The organism is Pseudorhodoplanes sp. (assembly GCF_035565855.1).
Taxonomy (GTDB): Bacteria; Pseudomonadota; Alphaproteobacteria; order Rhizobiales; family Xanthobacteraceae; genus Pseudorhodoplanes.
Map to the genome: position 1 here is coordinate 16,717 of NZ_DATMRX010000275.1, position 15,281 is coordinate 31,997.

Annotated in this window: 11 protein-coding genes; 3 read left to right on the forward strand and 8 right to left on the reverse strand. The window is 64.5% G+C overall.

The genetic code is table 11. From position 1 onward, the window contains the following. Positions 1–2: 2 nt before the first annotated feature. The 8 genes from shc to VN004_RS15830 form a co-directional block, all read right to left on the reverse strand. On the reverse strand, positions 3–1,964 hold the full coding sequence (gene shc, locus VN004_RS15795) for a squalene--hopene cyclase (protein ID WP_325611928.1): 1,962 nt from the start codon (positions 1,962–1,964) through the stop codon (positions 3–5). Next, positions 1,964–3,199 (reverse strand): hydroxysqualene dehydroxylase HpnE, encoded by a 1,236-nt coding sequence (hpnE, locus tag VN004_RS15800; RefSeq protein WP_325611930.1) that lies wholly within the window; start codon positions 3,197–3,199, stop codon positions 1,964–1,966. Before hpnE ends, shc begins: the two co-directional genes overlap by 1 nt. Further along, positions 3,199–3,966, reverse strand: a complete 768-nt coding sequence (gene hpnD / locus VN004_RS15805; protein WP_414710325.1) for a presqualene diphosphate synthase HpnD — start codon at positions 3,964–3,966, stop codon at positions 3,199–3,201. Before hpnD ends, hpnE begins: the two co-directional genes overlap by 1 nt. Before the next feature lie 62 nt (positions 3,967–4,028). Beyond that, complete coding sequence (gene hpnC / locus VN004_RS15810; protein WP_325611936.1) at positions 4,029–4,913, reverse strand: squalene synthase HpnC; 885 nt, start codon at positions 4,911–4,913, stop codon at positions 4,029–4,031. Positions 4,914–4,936: 23 nt separating this feature from the next. Further along, the gene (locus tag VN004_RS15815; protein WP_325611939.1) at positions 4,937–6,079 is read right to left on the reverse strand and encodes a glycosyltransferase; all 1,143 of its coding nucleotides are present in this window, start codon (positions 6,077–6,079) and stop codon (positions 4,937–4,939) included. Between the two features lie 81 nt (positions 6,080–6,160). Next, a complete protein-coding gene (locus VN004_RS15820) occupies positions 6,161–7,963 on the reverse strand; it encodes a CocE/NonD family hydrolase (RefSeq protein WP_325611942.1) in 1,803 nt (600 codons plus the stop codon). Further along, positions 7,960–10,098 (reverse strand): hydantoinase B/oxoprolinase family protein, encoded by a 2,139-nt coding sequence (locus VN004_RS15825; protein WP_325611944.1) that lies wholly within the window; start codon positions 10,096–10,098, stop codon positions 7,960–7,962. The genes VN004_RS15820 and VN004_RS15825 overlap by 4 nt, the downstream gene beginning before the upstream one ends. Beyond that, positions 10,095–12,185: a hydantoinase/oxoprolinase family protein gene (locus VN004_RS15830; RefSeq protein ID WP_325611947.1), complete on the reverse strand. Its 2,091-nt coding sequence runs from the start codon at positions 12,183–12,185 to the stop codon at positions 10,095–10,097. Before VN004_RS15830 ends, VN004_RS15825 begins: the two co-directional genes overlap by 4 nt. A 148-nt stretch (positions 12,186–12,333) precedes the next feature. Between VN004_RS15830 and VN004_RS15835 the strand changes: the two genes are divergently transcribed. The 3 genes from VN004_RS15835 (at position 12,334) to VN004_RS15845 (ending at position 15,110) form a co-directional block, all read left to right on the forward strand. Continuing rightward, positions 12,334–12,993 (forward strand): TetR/AcrR family transcriptional regulator, encoded by a 660-nt coding sequence (locus VN004_RS15835; protein WP_325611951.1) that lies wholly within the window; start codon positions 12,334–12,336, stop codon positions 12,991–12,993. A 62-nt stretch (positions 12,994–13,055) separates the two neighbouring features. Next, the gene (locus VN004_RS15840; RefSeq protein ID WP_325611954.1) at positions 13,056–13,994 is read left to right on the forward strand and encodes an ABC transporter substrate-binding protein; all 939 of its coding nucleotides are present in this window, start codon (positions 13,056–13,058) and stop codon (positions 13,992–13,994) included. 63 nt (positions 13,995–14,057) lie between these two features. Beyond that, positions 14,058–15,110: a hypothetical protein gene (locus VN004_RS15845; RefSeq protein ID WP_325611956.1), complete on the forward strand. Its 1,053-nt coding sequence runs from the start codon at positions 14,058–14,060 to the stop codon at positions 15,108–15,110. Positions 15,111–15,281: the final 171 nt, after the last annotated feature.

Sequence of the window (15,281 nt, forward strand, 5' to 3'; positions counted from 1 at the left end):
GATCACATGCCGAAGGCGACGCGGCGATCATTGGCCGCGGTCAGATTGCGGTAGCGGGCGACCGCCCAGAGCGGGAAGAATTTCCGGTAGCCGTGATACCGCAGATAGAAGACCCGCGGGAAGCCCGTGGCGGTGAAACGCTCCTCGTCCCAGAGCCCGTGGTCCTTCTGATGCTCGAGCAGGTACCGGACGCCCCGTGCGACCTGCGGGTGATCGACCTTGCCGGCCGCCATCAGTCCAAGCAACGCCCAGGCCGTCTGTGACGGCGTACTCGGCGCCGGCTCGTAGCCCGAATAGTCGAGCTTGTAGCTCGCGCCGTCCTCGCCCCAGCCGCCATCGGCATTCTGGATCGACAGCAGCCAGGACGCCGCCCGCGCGACCATGTCGTCTTCGGGGTCTAGCCCCGCGGCATTGAGCGCGCACAGGCATGACCAGGTGCCGTAGATGTAATTCAGGCCCCAGCGCCCGTACCAGGAGCCGTCCGCGAGCTGCGTCTTGCGCAGATATTCCACGCCACGGGTAATGGCGCGGGCGCCGGCTTCATCCTGCGGCAATTGCGCCAGCATGGAGATGCAGCGCGCGGTGACGTCCTCGGTCGGCGGATCGAGCAGGGCGCCATGATCCGAGAAGGGGATGTTGTTCAGGTAGCTGTAGGTGTTGTCGGCATCGAAGGCCGCCCAGCCGCCGTCGGCGCTCTGCAATCCGAGCACCCATTCGCGGGCGCGCTCGACCGCCGGGCTGTATTTCTGCGTAGCGCTGTTGGCCTCGGACCTGTTCATCGCCATGGCAACGACCGCGGTGTCGTCGAGGTCCGGATAATAGGCATTGTTATACTGGAAAGCCCATCCACCCGGCCGCACGTCTGGCCGTTGCTCGGCCCAGTCGCCCTTCAGATCGAGTACCTGACGCGGAATGAGCCAGTCGAGCCCGCCCTTCGCGGCGGCCCTGGCCTGATCGCTGCCGACTTCGAGCAGAGTATGCGCGGTCAGCGCGGTATCCCAGACGGGCGAGACGCAGGGCTGGCAATATGCCTCATCGTCCTTGATGACGAGCAGCTTCTCGATCGAGAGCCGCGCGATGGCGCGGTCCGGATGATCCTCGGGATAACCGAGGACGTCATACATCATCACGCTGTTGGCCATCGCCGGGTAGATGGCGCCGAGCCCGTCTTCGCCGTTCAGCCGTTCCTTGACGAACGCGACCGCCGCTTCGATCGCCTTCTTGCGCGTCGCCTTCGGAAACAGCGGCTCGGTTGCGCGCAGCACGATATCGACGCCACGGAAGAACAGGAACCATGACCATTTCTGGTGGCCGGCCTTCTTCACGCCGCCGACCGATTTCGGATCTTCCAGAAACAGCTCGTCGATCGTCACTCCTTTCGGATTGCGCGCCATCGGCTTCAGCGCGCCGAGCACCAGCAGCGGCACGATGACGGTGCGTGCCCAATAGGACACCTTCGTCAGATGAAATGGAAACCAGCGCGGCAGCAGCATGATTTCGACCGGCATCACCGGCACCGCGCGCCATGTCACGACGCCATACAGCGCGAGCAGCGCGCGGGTAAACACATTGCTGTGCGAGGCGCCGCCGCGTGCGAGGATCGCTTCGCGTGCCCGCCGCATGTGATCCGCATCGGGAGAGTCGCCGATCATCTTGAGCGCGAAATACGCCTTCACGCTGGCGCTCATGTCGAAGTCGCCATCGTGAAACAGCGGCCAGCCGTCGTGCTTGCCTTGAATCCTGCGCAGATAGACCGCGATCTTGCGCTCCAGCTCGGCATCCACCGGCTCGCCGAGATAGTGGCGCAGCAGCACATATTCCGCCGGTATGGTGGCATCGGCCTCGAGTTCGAAGACCCAGTGGCCGTCCGGTTTCTGATCCTTCAGCAGTGCGTCGGTCGCGTTTTTGACCGAATGGTCGAGGACGTCGCGGGCCAGAGAAGTGGTTTTGTCGGTCGTCAGCATCATCTGTTTGACAGAAGTTCGGCCGCATTCCGGCCCGATCGGATTGCGCCTTCGATCGTCGCCGGCAGGCCGGTATCGGTCCAGTCGCCCGCAAGAATGACGTTCGGCCAGCGTGTTTTCGGGCCGGGCCGGCGGGCGTTTTGTTGGGGAGTTGCAGCAAAGGTTGCGCGGCGCTCACGCACCAATTGCCATTTAGGAAGCGGTCCGTCCATGTCCAGTATGTCCGCAATCTCGCCCCAGACCGTCGCGGCGAGGTCCTGGCGCGGCAGCGTCAACAGGCGATCGGCATGGCTGATGGTCGCCGAAATACGGTTTTTGAAGGCGAAAATCCACTCGACCGTGCGGCCGATCACGCCGGTCATGAACGGGCTGTTGGCGGGCGGCGCGCAATCGTAATGAAAATTGATGATCGACCGAAACTGGTCGGGCGCATCCAGACCGGGAACCAGGGCGGTCGCGGCATAGGCCGGAACGGCAAGGATCACCGCCGCCTCGTCGCCCAGCGTGATCTCCTCGTCCCTGAAGCGGAGCGTCACCGATCCGCTGTCGGCGAAGGTCAGGCCTTCCAGTTCATGCTCGAAGCGAACCGTCGCCCCGCGCGCGCTCAGGAGCGCCAGAGCCGGTTCGACAAAGGCGGTGCTCAGGCCGCGTTCGAAGACCAGCGGCCGGCAGGCCTGGCCGCCGCGCATCAGGGTCTCGCGGGCGATCTGGGCCGCGAGCCGGGACGACCCGCTCGGCGTGTCGATATTCAATGCCGCGACCATCAGGGGATCGAGCAGCCGGCGATACAATTCGCTGTCGCGATCCAGCACTTCGCGCAGCGGCCGGTCGGTCCTGCCGAGGAGAAGCGGCGCAAGCTTCAGATAATCGAGTATCGAGGTTCGCGGCACGCGGCTGCCGGCATCGAAAATCCATGTCGGCAGGCTGCCGTCGCCCATCCGCAGAATCCAGCTTTCGCCGGTTGCGCCGTCGACAAAGCGGAAATTGGCCGGGGCGAAATCCGGCGTGATGCCGATCGCCTTCAGATAATCGACGGCCGCGTGATTTCCCGACAGCAGAAGATGCGTACCGTTGTCGATATGCATGCCGGTGGCGGCATCGTCGTAGGAGCGGCAGCGGCCGCCGGCCTGGCGTGTGGCCTCATGGACGGTGACGGCGATACCGGCGGCGGTCAGCCGCACGGCAGCGGAGAGGCCGGCGAGCCCGGCGCCTATGACGTGAACGTGCTTGATCATCACACAATGCCGTAGCGCAGGACCGCGCCGATCAGATGGAGGCGATCCAGCCGGACGCGCTCGCGCGGTGCCGCAAAGCCGCGCTGCTGCAGCTTGTCGAGCATCGGCGCGTAGGCTTCCGCCATGATGCGGGGCGCCTTGACGCTTGAGCGCGGTTGCCGGTCCATGATGGTGCGCGCCTGCCGGAAATGCTCGCGCGCCTTCGCGATCAATGGCGCGCAGGCCTGCCCGAGCGCGGGCGAGGCGAGCACACGGTCCGGATCGTCGCCCTCGATCCCTGCGGCGGACAGGAATTCGCGCGGCAGATAAAGGCGGCCGATCGCGGCATCCTCGTCGATATCGCGCAGGATATTGGTGAGCTGCAGGGCGCGGCCGAGATGATGCGACAGCGCGATGCCGTCATCGTTGGGCACGCCGAAGATGCGGACCGACAGGCGGCCGACCGCGCTCGCGACGCGGTCGCAATACAGATCGAGCGTGTCGAGCGACGGGGCTCGAATGTCGGCGACGACATCCATCTCCATGCCGTCGACAATGGCGAGGAAATCCTCCCGCCGCAGGTCGAAGTCCCGCACCGGGCCGAGGAAGCCGCCCATGCGCTCCGACATGCGTCCCGCATAGAGCGCAGCGATATCGTCGCGGTAGCGGTTCAGCTCGTCGAGCCGCGCGTCGCGCGGGCCTTCGGAGTCGGCGACGTCATCGACCTTGCGGCAGAATTTATAGACCTCGAACATCGCCTCGCGCTTGGCGCGCGGCAGGATCCGCATCGCGAGATAGAACGACGATCCGCCGGCATGCTGTGCGGCGTCGGCTGAGACAGACGGCGTGCTCACAGACGGATATCCTGAGGCCGCCGGTCCGACAGGCTGCGCGGCAAGATGCGGCGGACAAGTGTCTTCGCCACCGAACCCATCATGACGGTGAGGAGCTTGGCGCGGCCGAAATGCACCTTGTCAGCCAAGGGGTCGGCGCGTTGCAGAACTGCGAGCAACTGGCGCGCAAGGGAATCGATCGCCGCGACTTCGCAGGCGAGGCGCGTGTCGCCGATGTCGTCGGCGAGCGGCGGCTGGGTGTCGAAATAGCGCGTGGTGCGCCCGGTCAGTTCGTGCAGGCAGGCGAGCAGGGCGGGCGAGGCCTTCGCGCGCGCGAGGTCTTCGGTCGCGGCGCCGTGCGCCCGCAAGGAATCCTGTGGGAGATAGACGCGATTGAGATTGCGATAATCCTTCCCGCAATCCTGCAGGTGGTTGATGATCTGCAGCACGGCGCAGAGCACGTCCGACGACGCCCAGGTCGCCCGGTCCTCGCCATGCACATCGAGCACGAAGCGCCCGACCGGCATCGCCGAATATGTGCAATAGCCGATCAGGTCGTCCCAGTCGTCATAACGCAGCTTGGTGACGTCCTGGCGGAAAGCCTTCAGGAGATCGAGGGCGTGGACCGGTGAGAGCTTTCGCGAGGCGATCTGCTCGCGCAGGCGAACCGACAGGTCATCGTCGGACCTCGCGCCGGTGAGCGAGGCTTCCATGCGATCCAGTCCGCGCAATTTCTCGTCGGCAGACAGGCTCGGGTGATCCGCGATATCGTCGGCCGCCCGCGCGAAATCGTAGAATGCCATGATGACCGGCCTGTGCCGCGCACTCACGAGCCGCGACGCGACGGGGAAATTCTCGTCGCGATGCCCCTTGCCGGACCGGTAGTCTGCCGATTGAACCATCACACCTTTCTTCAGGCTGAGTTTCAGGCCCTTTTCGCCTGATAACGCCCCTTCCAGCGGCCGCCGCGGCCCGACATGTGCTGCAAGGCGGAACTGCAGGTAAACGCCATATACCCGGTTGCAATGGCCGGCAGGAGAGGTGCCCAGAGGGGACTTAGACCATAAAAGCGCAACATTGGCCAAAACGAGACTGCCATCAGCGCCCAGGCCGCCAATGCCAGCAGCCGGACCCCGCCCGCGCCGGCAAAGGTCAGGAGCGGCGGCGCCCAGTAGGTCACCGCCATGCCGATCAGGGTCAGCGCCAAAAGGAGCGGCGAATAGCGCAGCTGCGCGTAAGCCGAGCGCGAGACCATGGTGTGGATTTCGGAGATCCCGGTCGAAGCGCGGATGCTGCGCACGCGGTCCGTCAGCCCGAGCCAGATCGGCCCCTGGGCCTTCATCACCCTGGCGAGCGTGCAGTCGTCGATCAGGGCATTGCGGATGACCCCGATCCCGCCGGCCCGCGCCAGCGCCGCCGTGCGGACCAGCATGCAGCCGCCCGCCGCCGCGGCGACCCGGTGCCTGGGATCGTTCACCCAGGCGAACGGATAGAGCATCTGGAAGAAATAGACGAAGGCCGGGATGAACGCCCGCTCGGCCAGGGTCTCGCAGCGCAGTTTTGCCATCAGCGAGGTCAGGACATAGCGACCGGATGCCGCACGCGCCGCCAGCGAGCGCAGCATGCCGGGGGCGTAGACAATGTCCGCATCCGTCAGCAGCAGATAATCCGGGCTCTCCCGCTCGGCCGCGGCAATGCCTTGCTGGAGCGCCCAGAGCTTGCCGGTCCAGCCGTCCGGGAGCGGAGCGCCCTTCAGGACCGTCAAAGGCACCGGAGAGCCCGTCCGCTCCGGCAGGCCTGCGGCGATTGCGGCGGTTGCGTCATCGCTGTTGTCGTCCACAAGGACGATCGAGAAACGGCCCGGATAATCCTGGATCAGCAGCGACGTCACGCAGTCGGCGATGGTCTCGGCCTCATTGCGCGCCGGAATCACCGCGACGATGTGCGGCCAGGCTTCGGGGGTCGGGGCAGGCTCGTCGCCGTTCACCCGGGCGTGCCAATAGCCGCCGCGGAAGAACACGCAATAAACCCATATCGCGAGGGACAGGGCTGCGATCAGGAATGTCATGACGCGGTGATTACAGCGTCACGGCAGCGTTGTCATGGTCGCGGTTCCGGCCGGAATTCCACCGGCCAGCGTAACGAATCGTTAATCCTGCGGGATCACCGGCAACAGGAGGTGCGAGGGATGCGCCTCGTCGTGGTGGACCTTGTGCAGCACCGTCCGGTGGTCGCAGATGTGATACGGGATGTACTCGACATTGGTCGCTCCCCCGACGCCGGTCGGCACGTCGAGGCTGGTGATGTCGAGGCAGATCCGATGTCCCGCCTTGAACAGGTTCGCGGTCGCCATCAGTTCGATCGCGTATTCGGTCACTTCGCCGGGCACCACCGGCTTTTTGGCGGCGCGCGTCAGCTTGTGCCAGGGCTTCCAGGGCTTTGACCGCTTCGGATCGAGTTCGCGCATCGAGGCCTTCAGCCAGCCGCGGGTGAGCTCCCGTTCAGGCAGGTCGCGCGGCACATTGCGCTCGCCCTCGCGGGCGGTGCGAACCGAGACATCCGGACCGACATCGCTGAGGATCACGATCCAGTTGGTGTCGTCCTGATCGATTTCCGCGAACAGGTTGAGCACGATCGGCCCGGCGATCAGCGTGTCCTGCGGCAGCGGCTCGCTCATGTAGCGCAGGCGCTGGACCTCGCTGGTCTGGGTGATCGGCATCTGCACGAAGGCGTCGGGCGCCAGCCGTCCGTCAGTGCTGGACGGCAGGAAAGGTTGCGGCCGCAGCCGGCCCCAGCTCGACAGATAGAGCTTGGTCCATTGCGTTTCGGGCAGCGGCCAGTCCTGGCCGGACCGCCACGCATTCTCGCCCATGACCCAATATTTCACCGGCGGCTCGTTCATGATGCCGGTGTCGATGCCCTTCAGCCAGTGGTCGTACCAGCGCAGGATCTCCTGATGGAAGGACCGGAAGGGACGTTCGAGATGTGACGGTCCGCCGAATGCGACCTTCTTCGGCACATCGATGTTGCGGAACCAGTTCTGCGCGCCGTTGAGATGTGTCTTGTATCCGTAGGCATACCAGCCCGAGCCGGTATAGGCCGGGATGTTGATCTTCTTGAAGTCCGCCTCCGCCTTCTCGACGGTTTCCTCCCTGTCGTAAGGGTGGATCAGGAAATCGAAGATCGCCGGCAGGTGCTGACCCTTCTGGGTCAGGATGTTGTAGACGTGCGGATAGATCTTGAAGTCCGGATTGGCCATCGCTTCGCGCCACAGCGCTTCGCGCTCCGGCGGCAATTCGCCCGGCTGGCCCTTGTTCTGATGCGCGACGAGATTGATCGAAAGGAGATAGCGGAACAGGTGCAGCACGCCACCGTGATATTCCTCGCGGAAGCTGCCGAGCGTGCCATAGGCGCCGCGGGGGTCGAACGGGAAGATCGCCTTCAATGAAGGCGGCTGCTGCTTGGCGACGTTGAATTGCTCGGCGCCGAATCCGGATATGCCGATCATGCCGACATTGCCGTCGCACCAGGGCTGTTGCGCGATCCATTCGATCAGGTCGTAGCTGTCGAATTCGCGCGAGCCGCCGCCTTCAGACTTGCCGATGCCGCGTGGCGCGCCAATCACATGGATGTAGCCGCGCGATGTGAGGAAGCGCGTGTCGCCGGCTTCAAGCCAGCCGGTCCAAAGCGGCGACCATGACGGCTGCGGTGTCAGCGCCTCGGCAACATCGGGGCCCTGCAGGTCCTTGTTGTAGATCGCGAAGGCAAGCAGGGCAGGGAGCTTTTCCTTGGTGTCCGGTCGATAGACATCGATCGACAGGTGGACGCCGTCGCGCATCCGCACCTTGATGTCGCGCTCTTCGATGAACCCTTCGAACTCGGGCGGTCGGTCGTATTGCGTCGGCAATTCGTCGCCGGCCGCGGTGAGAAACGGGTTCGGGATTCGGCTCATGCGGCAAGCCTCGGTAGCGAGTCGAGATCGAGCAGAAGGTCGTCAGCCGGCTTTTCGCCCTTGCGATGGAAGTCGACCGCCAGTTGGGCGCCGCTCGCCGGACAATAATGCACGGTGCAGCACAGGTCGGCATGCAGGTCGATGCGGTAATGATCCGGCAGCTTTTCGAAGGTCACCGACTTCGCGCCCTTGCGCCACGCGGTGCTGCCGGTCGCCAGGATATAGCCGGCCCGGCTCACGACGTGCGTGCCGCGCTCGTCCTGCACAACGAACAGCGCTTCGCTCAGCGACGCGATGGGCTTGGCGGCGCTGCGCTTCGCCGGATCGGTGTCGAAATCGCCGACCCGCGCCTTGCGGATCGCTTCGCGCTGGCGTTCGGTCGCGGCTTCATCGGGCGCGCCGCCGCTATCGAGGACGACACCGTAGATCTCGCGCGCTGCCGCGACGCTGACCGCGCCGGCTGCGACGTCCCGCGCAACGGCTGTCGCCTCGCGATCCAGCGGATCGCCCCAGCCGCCGCCGCCCTGCCATATCACCGAATAGATGTCGCGATTGGTCATCGGCATCAGACCGGGCTTCGGACCGAAGCGCTCCCACTTGCCGGCATTGTTGGGCAATCCGCTTTCGATAGATCCCCAGCCCATCGACTGGACCACGGTCGATCCCGGCCAGCCGCCGGCAAGGCCCGCGGTATTGGGCGATTCCGCGCCATGCGTCATGACGAGGGCCATCGCCTTTTCGATCCCGCCGAGCGTGAGCGCGACTTCGGCGCTCAGCCCGCCGCGGTGTTTACCCGCGCCACCGGTATCCGACACCAGGCGCCGATGCAGGTAGAATAGCGGCACCGCCTGCTCGTTGCGCTCCACATCCGCGATGCAGGAGACGGGCGAGGTGATCGGCCCGCCGGCCTCCACGCCATCCTTGGTGGCGAAGGCGCCGGAGCCCGCGGCGAGCGGGTCCATCAGATGCAGGCCGAACGGCTCGCCATACTGGTTGATACCGCCGAGGTTGAAGGTCGCCATGCAGCCGTCGCTGATGCATTGCGCGCGGTAGCGGTAATTTGGCGAGGTCGCGAGCAACTTGTTGAGCGCGGCCATCACCGCGTTGCTGACCGACCAGATGGTTTCGACCGTCGCCGATCCGACCGGCGCAGGAAATTGCGCCGTGCAGATGAGGCCATTGGGGGCGACGATCTCGACCGGATCGAGCAGGCCCTGATTCCACTGAATGTCGAAACCGAGCGTCGTGAGAATGCCGCCGGCGCAGCCGCCGACCAGACCCGAACGCGTGGCGTTGATGAAGCCGGGCGCCTGCTTGCTCGATCCGGAAAAATCGAGCGTCAGCTTGTCGCCGATCTTCGTCGCCTTGCAGTCGATCTTGTAGAGAACGTTCTGATGACCGTCATGCTCGATGAAATCGGCGGCATGAACCGTCCCGTCCGGCAATTCGCGAAGCCGCGCGCGCAACCGCGCCTCGGACGAAGCGATCATCCGGCGCATCACGTCGGTGACGGTCGCCGCGCCATAGCGCTCGACGAGTTCGGTGACGCGGCGGCGCGCGACATTCACGGTGGCGATGAAGGCGCGGATGTCGAGGCCGAGCTGGTCCGGCAATCGCGACGCTGTCACGATCATTTCGAGAACATCCTCGCGCATCTCGCCCTGATCGACGAGCTTCACGCAAGGGATGCGGATGCCTTCCTGCCAGATCTCGCGCGCCTTCGGGCACCAGCTCGCGAAGTCCATGCCGCCGACATCGGTTTCATGCGCCTCGACGCCGGCCCAGGCGATGATCTCGTCGCCGGCATAGATCGGGCCGATCATCTGCACGTCATTCTGGTGCAGCGCACCGATATACGGATCATTGCCGATGAAGATGTCGCCATCCTTCACCTTGAGCTGCGGCTTGGCGTTGATGTGGCGAATGACCTCGCCGCAGACCGGCGCCTGGAACGACACCTGAAAGCCCATGGATACGACCGAGCCTTCCGGCAGAAAGATGCCGGTGAAGAAGTCGGACGCTTCGGTAACGGTCGGCGATCCGGAGACCGCCTGCAACGCGATGCGCATCTCGTCGGAAATCGCGACGAGGCGGTTACGGATCACCTCGAAGGTGACGGCATTGATCTCGCTCATGATGCGAGCCTCACATGAATGTTTCCGAAACGGTCGGCCCGCGCCGTGGCGCCCGGCGGCACGACCACACTCTGGCCGGGAAATTCGATGATCGCCGGACCCTGCGCGGTTTCGCCTTCCTTCGGGAAGGAGGTGCGATAGATCGCGGTCTCGACGGCTTTCTTCGCCTCGCGGAACACGACCGGACGCGTGCCGCGCGGCTCGAAGGTCTCGCCCTTGGTGGCGAGGGCCGGCGGCGGCAGCGCGCCGGTTCCCATTGCCCGCACCGAGATCAGTTCGTAGCCCGCATTGGAGAAGGCAGCGCCGCGTCCGAACAGCGTTTCGTACTGGCTCTCGAATGTCGCGGTGACGGTCTTGAAGGTGTCGAGTGTGAAGCTCTCGCCCTCGAACGGAATATCGAGGTGGTTGGTTTGCCCGCGGAACTTGATCGCGACGAATGTCTCGATCTTGATGCCGCCCTTCGGGCCCGCCAGCGCGAGGTTGGCCTTCACCTCATCCACCGCCGATTTCAGCGCGGCGGTGACATGCGCAAGCTGCTCCGCAGTCGGGACGGCGCCCGGCGAGATGCGTGCGTAGGACGGCCGCTCCGCGGTGAAGCCGAGATCGGAATTGCCGGTGCCGAACGCGGACTCGGCGGTCGCCGCGGCCGGCACGATGAAGCTGTCGAGGCCGAGTTCCTCGCTCAGCACCCACGCGTGCGAGGGGCCTGCGCCGCCATTCGCAAGGAGGGTGAATTCGCGCGGATCGTAACCGCGCTCGATGGTCATGCGGCGAAGAAGGTCGGCCATCTTGCTGTCGAGGATCTGGCGGATGCTCCACGCAGCCTCGGTGACGCTCATGTTCAGCGGCTTTGCCACATGCTCCTCGATGGCGCGCTGTGCTGCGGCGACATCGAGCTTCATGCGGCCGCCGATGAAATTGTCGGGGTCGAGCACGCCGAGGACGAGGTCGGCATCGGTCGCGGTCGGCCGCGTGCCGCCGCGGCCGTAACAGGCGGGCCCGGGATTTGCGCCGGCGCTGCGCGGACCGACGCGCAATTCGCCGAACTCCACATAGGCGATCGAACCGCCGCCGGCGCCGATCGATTCCACGTCGATCGAATGCACGCGGATGTCGGCGCCCGCGACCGCGATCTCGGAACGCATGATCGGCTTGCCCGACACGATGACGCCGACATCGAAGCTGGTGCCGCCGATATCCATGGTCACGATATTGTCGAAGCCGGCCTGGGCCCCTGTCGCGCGTGAGCCCATGACGCCGCCGGCAGGACCGGAAAACAGCGCGAAGGCCGGCCGATCGTTGAGGACTGCGGTCGGCAGCACGCCGCCGGCGCAGGTCATCATCAACACCGGCACCTTCATCCCGGCGCTCTGCAGCTTGGCCTCGAGGCTCGACAGATAGCGGCCGGCGAGGGGACCGAGCGCGGCATTGCCCGCGGTGGTCGACATGCGCGCATATTCGCCGACGCCCGGCGAGATTTCGTGCGACACGCTGACAAAGGCATCCGGCAATTCTTCCGCGACGATCTCGCGCAACCGCTTTTCATGAACCGGGTTGTGCGTCGACCACAGCGTGCAGATGGCGACCGCCTCGATACCGAAACCCTTGAACTTGCGGATTTCGCTGCGCGCCTGGGCTTCGTCGAGCGGCTTGATGACGTTGCCCTTGACGTCGATGCGCTCATCGATCTCGAACACGAGATCGCGCGGGACGAGCGGCGGAATGCGGTTGCGCAGATAGGCGTCGGTGCGCTCCACCTCGTTCATGTCGGAGGTCTGACGCTTCAGCCGCCCGATCACCAGCGTGTCGCCGAATCCTCTCGTGGTCAGGATCGCCGTGCGCGCTGCATTTCCGGTCAGCAGCGCATTGAGGCCGACGGTCGTGCCATGCCCGAAGCGCTCGATCTGCGAACAGAAACGCTCGAACGTCAGCCCGTAAGCCTCCGCCGCAAGGCCGAGGGCGTCGATCACGCCGCTCAGCACATCGGACGTGGTGGGCGACTTGAAGACCCGCGTCTGACCGTCATCCGCCGACACCCACAGATCGGTAAAGGTGCCGCCGACATCCGTTCCGATGAAGAAACCCAAATTCGTCTCCCGGTAGTCCGCTTTGTTGCGGTGCCGCAATGTTCTTGCAGGCGATCGGACGCGCTGGTTGCCCGACCGACATCGCTCTTGCATTCGAGTTGAACAACTGTACAAATCGTTTGTCAACGCTTGTCGGGATCAGGATCCATTGCGCAACGGGGAAAACACCAGAGCGGCCATTCTCGACGCGGCTGAACATCTGTTCGCTGCAGCGAGCTTCGACATCGTAAGCATGCGCGATGTCGCCGCGAAGGCGCGTGTGCCGCTTGGCCTGATCAATTACCATTTCCAGAGTAAGGAAAAGCTGTTCGAGGCGATCATCGCGCGGCGATCGGACGAATTGAATGCGCGCCGGCGTGCCGCATACGATCAGTTGAAAGGGCAGCCGAGTATCAGTCAGGTCATCGACGTGTTCATGCGTCCCTATCTCGAGCTGATGCTGGAAGGCGGCGCGGGCTGGCGGTCCTATGGCCGGTTGCTGGCGCAGACCGGCCAGCAGCAGCGCTGGACGCGCCTGATCACGCGTCACTTCAAGGAAACGCAGGACATCATCCTGGGCGCTCTGGAACGCGCCGAGCCGCGGCTGTCGAAGGAGGCCGCCGCGCGCGGCTATGCGCACATGGTTTCCATCATGTTCGGCATCTTCGCGGCGAACGATCTGCTCGGCGTGATTTCGAAGAAAGTCTATTCCAGCCGCGACCTGCAACGCGCCTACGACTTCGCCCTGCCATTTTTGGCCGGCGCATTCGAAGGGCTTGCCGTGGCGAGCGCAGCGAGTGAGAACCGCGAACGGATTGCACGCGCATGAAGTGACCTGTCGAACAATCGGACGCGGGATCGAACCCTCGCCATGACAAATCAGGAGGAAGCATGAAGAAGATGACATCCGCGATAGCCTTGCTATCGGCCTTGCTGCTGGCGCCTTTAGGCTCGGCCCCGGCACAGGCGCAGAAGAAAATCACATTCGGGCATCAGCAGGTCTTCGATCTCGCGCCGGTCCTGCTGGCGCAGGACAAGGGCTTCTTTGCCAAACACGGCATCGAGGTAGCTCTCAAGCCGATCCCGCTCAATTCGCAAAATCCGGCCGCGCTGGAAGCAGGCGAGGTGGATATCGCGATGCCGACGGCATCGGTGCTGCTTCAGGCGGTCAATGGCGGCCTCGATCTCGTGGCCGTTGCCGGGTTCTCGGAGACCGTCAAGACCGACAGCAATTTCGGGATCGTCGTGCGTCCGGAATCCAACATCAAGACGCCGGCCGATTTCGTCGGCAAGAAGGTCGGCGTTCCGGGACTGAATGCCTTCCTGCATGTCATGTTCCGGGAATGGCTCACGATGAAAGGCGTCGACTGGAAGAAGGTCCAGTTCGTCGAAACCGTGTTTCCGCAGATGGAGGGCATTCTGAAGGCCGGCTCGGTCGATGCCGTCGTCGCCATCCAGCCGTTTATGGCGCGCATTGTCGGAAGCAAGACCGGCGAGCTGATGGCGCATTTCATCCGCGACATGCCGGCCGGGATGAGCATCACGGTATTCGCCAGCAAGAAGGCCTGGGCCGACAAGAACCAGGATGTGATCAAGGCGTTCCGCGCCGGCTTCGATGAGGGCGCGGCCTACGCGCACGCGCATCCTGACGAGGCGCGGGCGACCGTCGCGAAGTTCCTCAAGTTGCCGCCCCCGGCGGTCGCTGCGGTCAGCATCCCGCAATTCGGGTCCAAGCTGACCGAGAACAGTCTCGCGCCCTGGGTCTCGATCATGAAGTCGCAGGGCATGATCCGCGGCAACGTGGATCTGAAGTCCGTCATCGTCCCGTAATTGAGAGAGGAGGGCGGGAAAGCCCTCGCCCTCCTAATCTTTTTACTTCTCAAGAGGTGAACCATGGCGACGCAAACCCGGCTGCCCGACAGCGCCTATCTCGTCGGCAGCATTGGCCTCGATTCGGTCGACGAGATCCTCCGGACCGTCGGCCGGAAGATCGGGCCGCGGCTCAAGCGGGTCCCCGATGGCGAAGTCGGGCCGCGGCGGCTCTGGGCGAGCTTCCAGTATCCGCTGCTGCGGTCTAGCCCGTTCCTGCGGCCCGATCCTTCGGGTGCCGTGCGCGCGACCTCGAAATTTCCACTGCTGGCTTTGGCAGAGGGCGTCGACCCGAGCGAGATCACGTTCGGCGAACTCGGTTACGCGCGGGAGGCGCGCGCGTCCTATCTCGACCTTCAGGCCGCAAAGAAGCGCGGCGATTTCCCGGACCATGTCCGGCTGCAGGTCTGCATGCCGACGCCGTTCGGAATCATTTATGCCTTCGCAGCGCCCAAGGATGTTCTCGCCATCGAGGCCGCCTATGAACGGGCGATGATCGAGGAAGTGAAACGCATCTGCGACGCGATCCCGCACGAGCATCTCTGCATCCAGTGGGACTTCTGCCATGAAATGATCTCGCTCGACGGGCAGCCGCAGGACTGGTTTCCGGCTACGGGCGCCTCACAGCCCGAGATCATGGAACGGATGCGGCGCATCTGCGCCCCGATCCCGGCCGATGTCGAACTCGGCATCCATGTCTGTTACGGCGATTTCGGCGCGAAGCATTTCATCGAGCCGAAGGACGCGAGCCGCATGGTGGATGTGGCCAACGACATGGTGCGCAGCGTCGACCGGCTGATCAATTACGTGCATTTTCCGGTGCCGGCGGACCGGACCGACCGCGCCTATTTCGCGCCATTCGCCGATCTGAAGCTCGATCCGCGAACCGAGATCTATCTCGGCGTCGTTCATGTTTCGGCAGGCGTCGAAGGTGTCGTCGCGCGGATCGAAACGGCGCGCGAATTCGTTCCGGAATTCGGCATTGCGACCGAATGCGGGATCGCGCGTGCCCGCAAGCCCGATCTCGTCGAGCGGATTCTGGACACTTATGCCGGCGCGTCCCGCAACCCGTCGTGAGGATCGCGTGACGGATACGCCGCGGGATAGAGCGCTGATTGCTTTCGACGGCGTTGACCTGACGCTCGGCGGCAAGCTGATCCTCACCGGCATCGACGTTGCGATCCGCAAGGGTGAATTCCTGTCGGTGGTCGGGCCGTCCGGCTGCGGGAAGACGTCGCTCCTCAATCT

Coding starts and splice junctions, on each gene's coding strand:
- shc (WP_325611928.1), bottom strand. CDS start 1,964: ATGCTGACGACCGACAAAACCACTTCTCTGGCCCGCGACGTCCTCGAC.
- hpnE (WP_325611930.1), bottom strand. CDS start 3,199: ATGATCAAGCACGTTCACGTCATAGGCGCCGGGCTCGCCGGCCTCTCC.
- hpnD (WP_414710325.1), bottom strand. CDS start 3,966: ATGCGGATCCTGCCGCGCGCCAAGCGCGAGGCGATGTTCGAGGTCTAT.
- hpnC (WP_325611936.1), bottom strand. CDS start 4,913: ATGGTTCAATCGGCAGACTACCGGTCCGGCAAGGGGCATCGCGACGAG.
- VN004_RS15815 (WP_325611939.1), bottom strand. CDS start 6,079: ATGACATTCCTGATCGCAGCCCTGTCCCTCGCGATATGGGTTTATTGC.
- VN004_RS15820 (WP_325611942.1), bottom strand. CDS start 7,963: ATGAGCCGAATCCCGAACCCGTTTCTCACCGCGGCCGGCGACGAATTG.
- VN004_RS15825 (WP_325611944.1), bottom strand. CDS start 10,098: ATGAGCGAGATCAATGCCGTCACCTTCGAGGTGATCCGTAACCGCCTC.
- VN004_RS15840 (WP_325611954.1), top strand. CDS start 13,056: ATGAAGAAGATGACATCCGCGATAGCCTTGCTATCGGCCTTGCTGCTG.
- VN004_RS15845 (WP_325611956.1), top strand. CDS start 14,058: ATGGCGACGCAAACCCGGCTGCCCGACAGCGCCTATCTCGTCGGCAGC.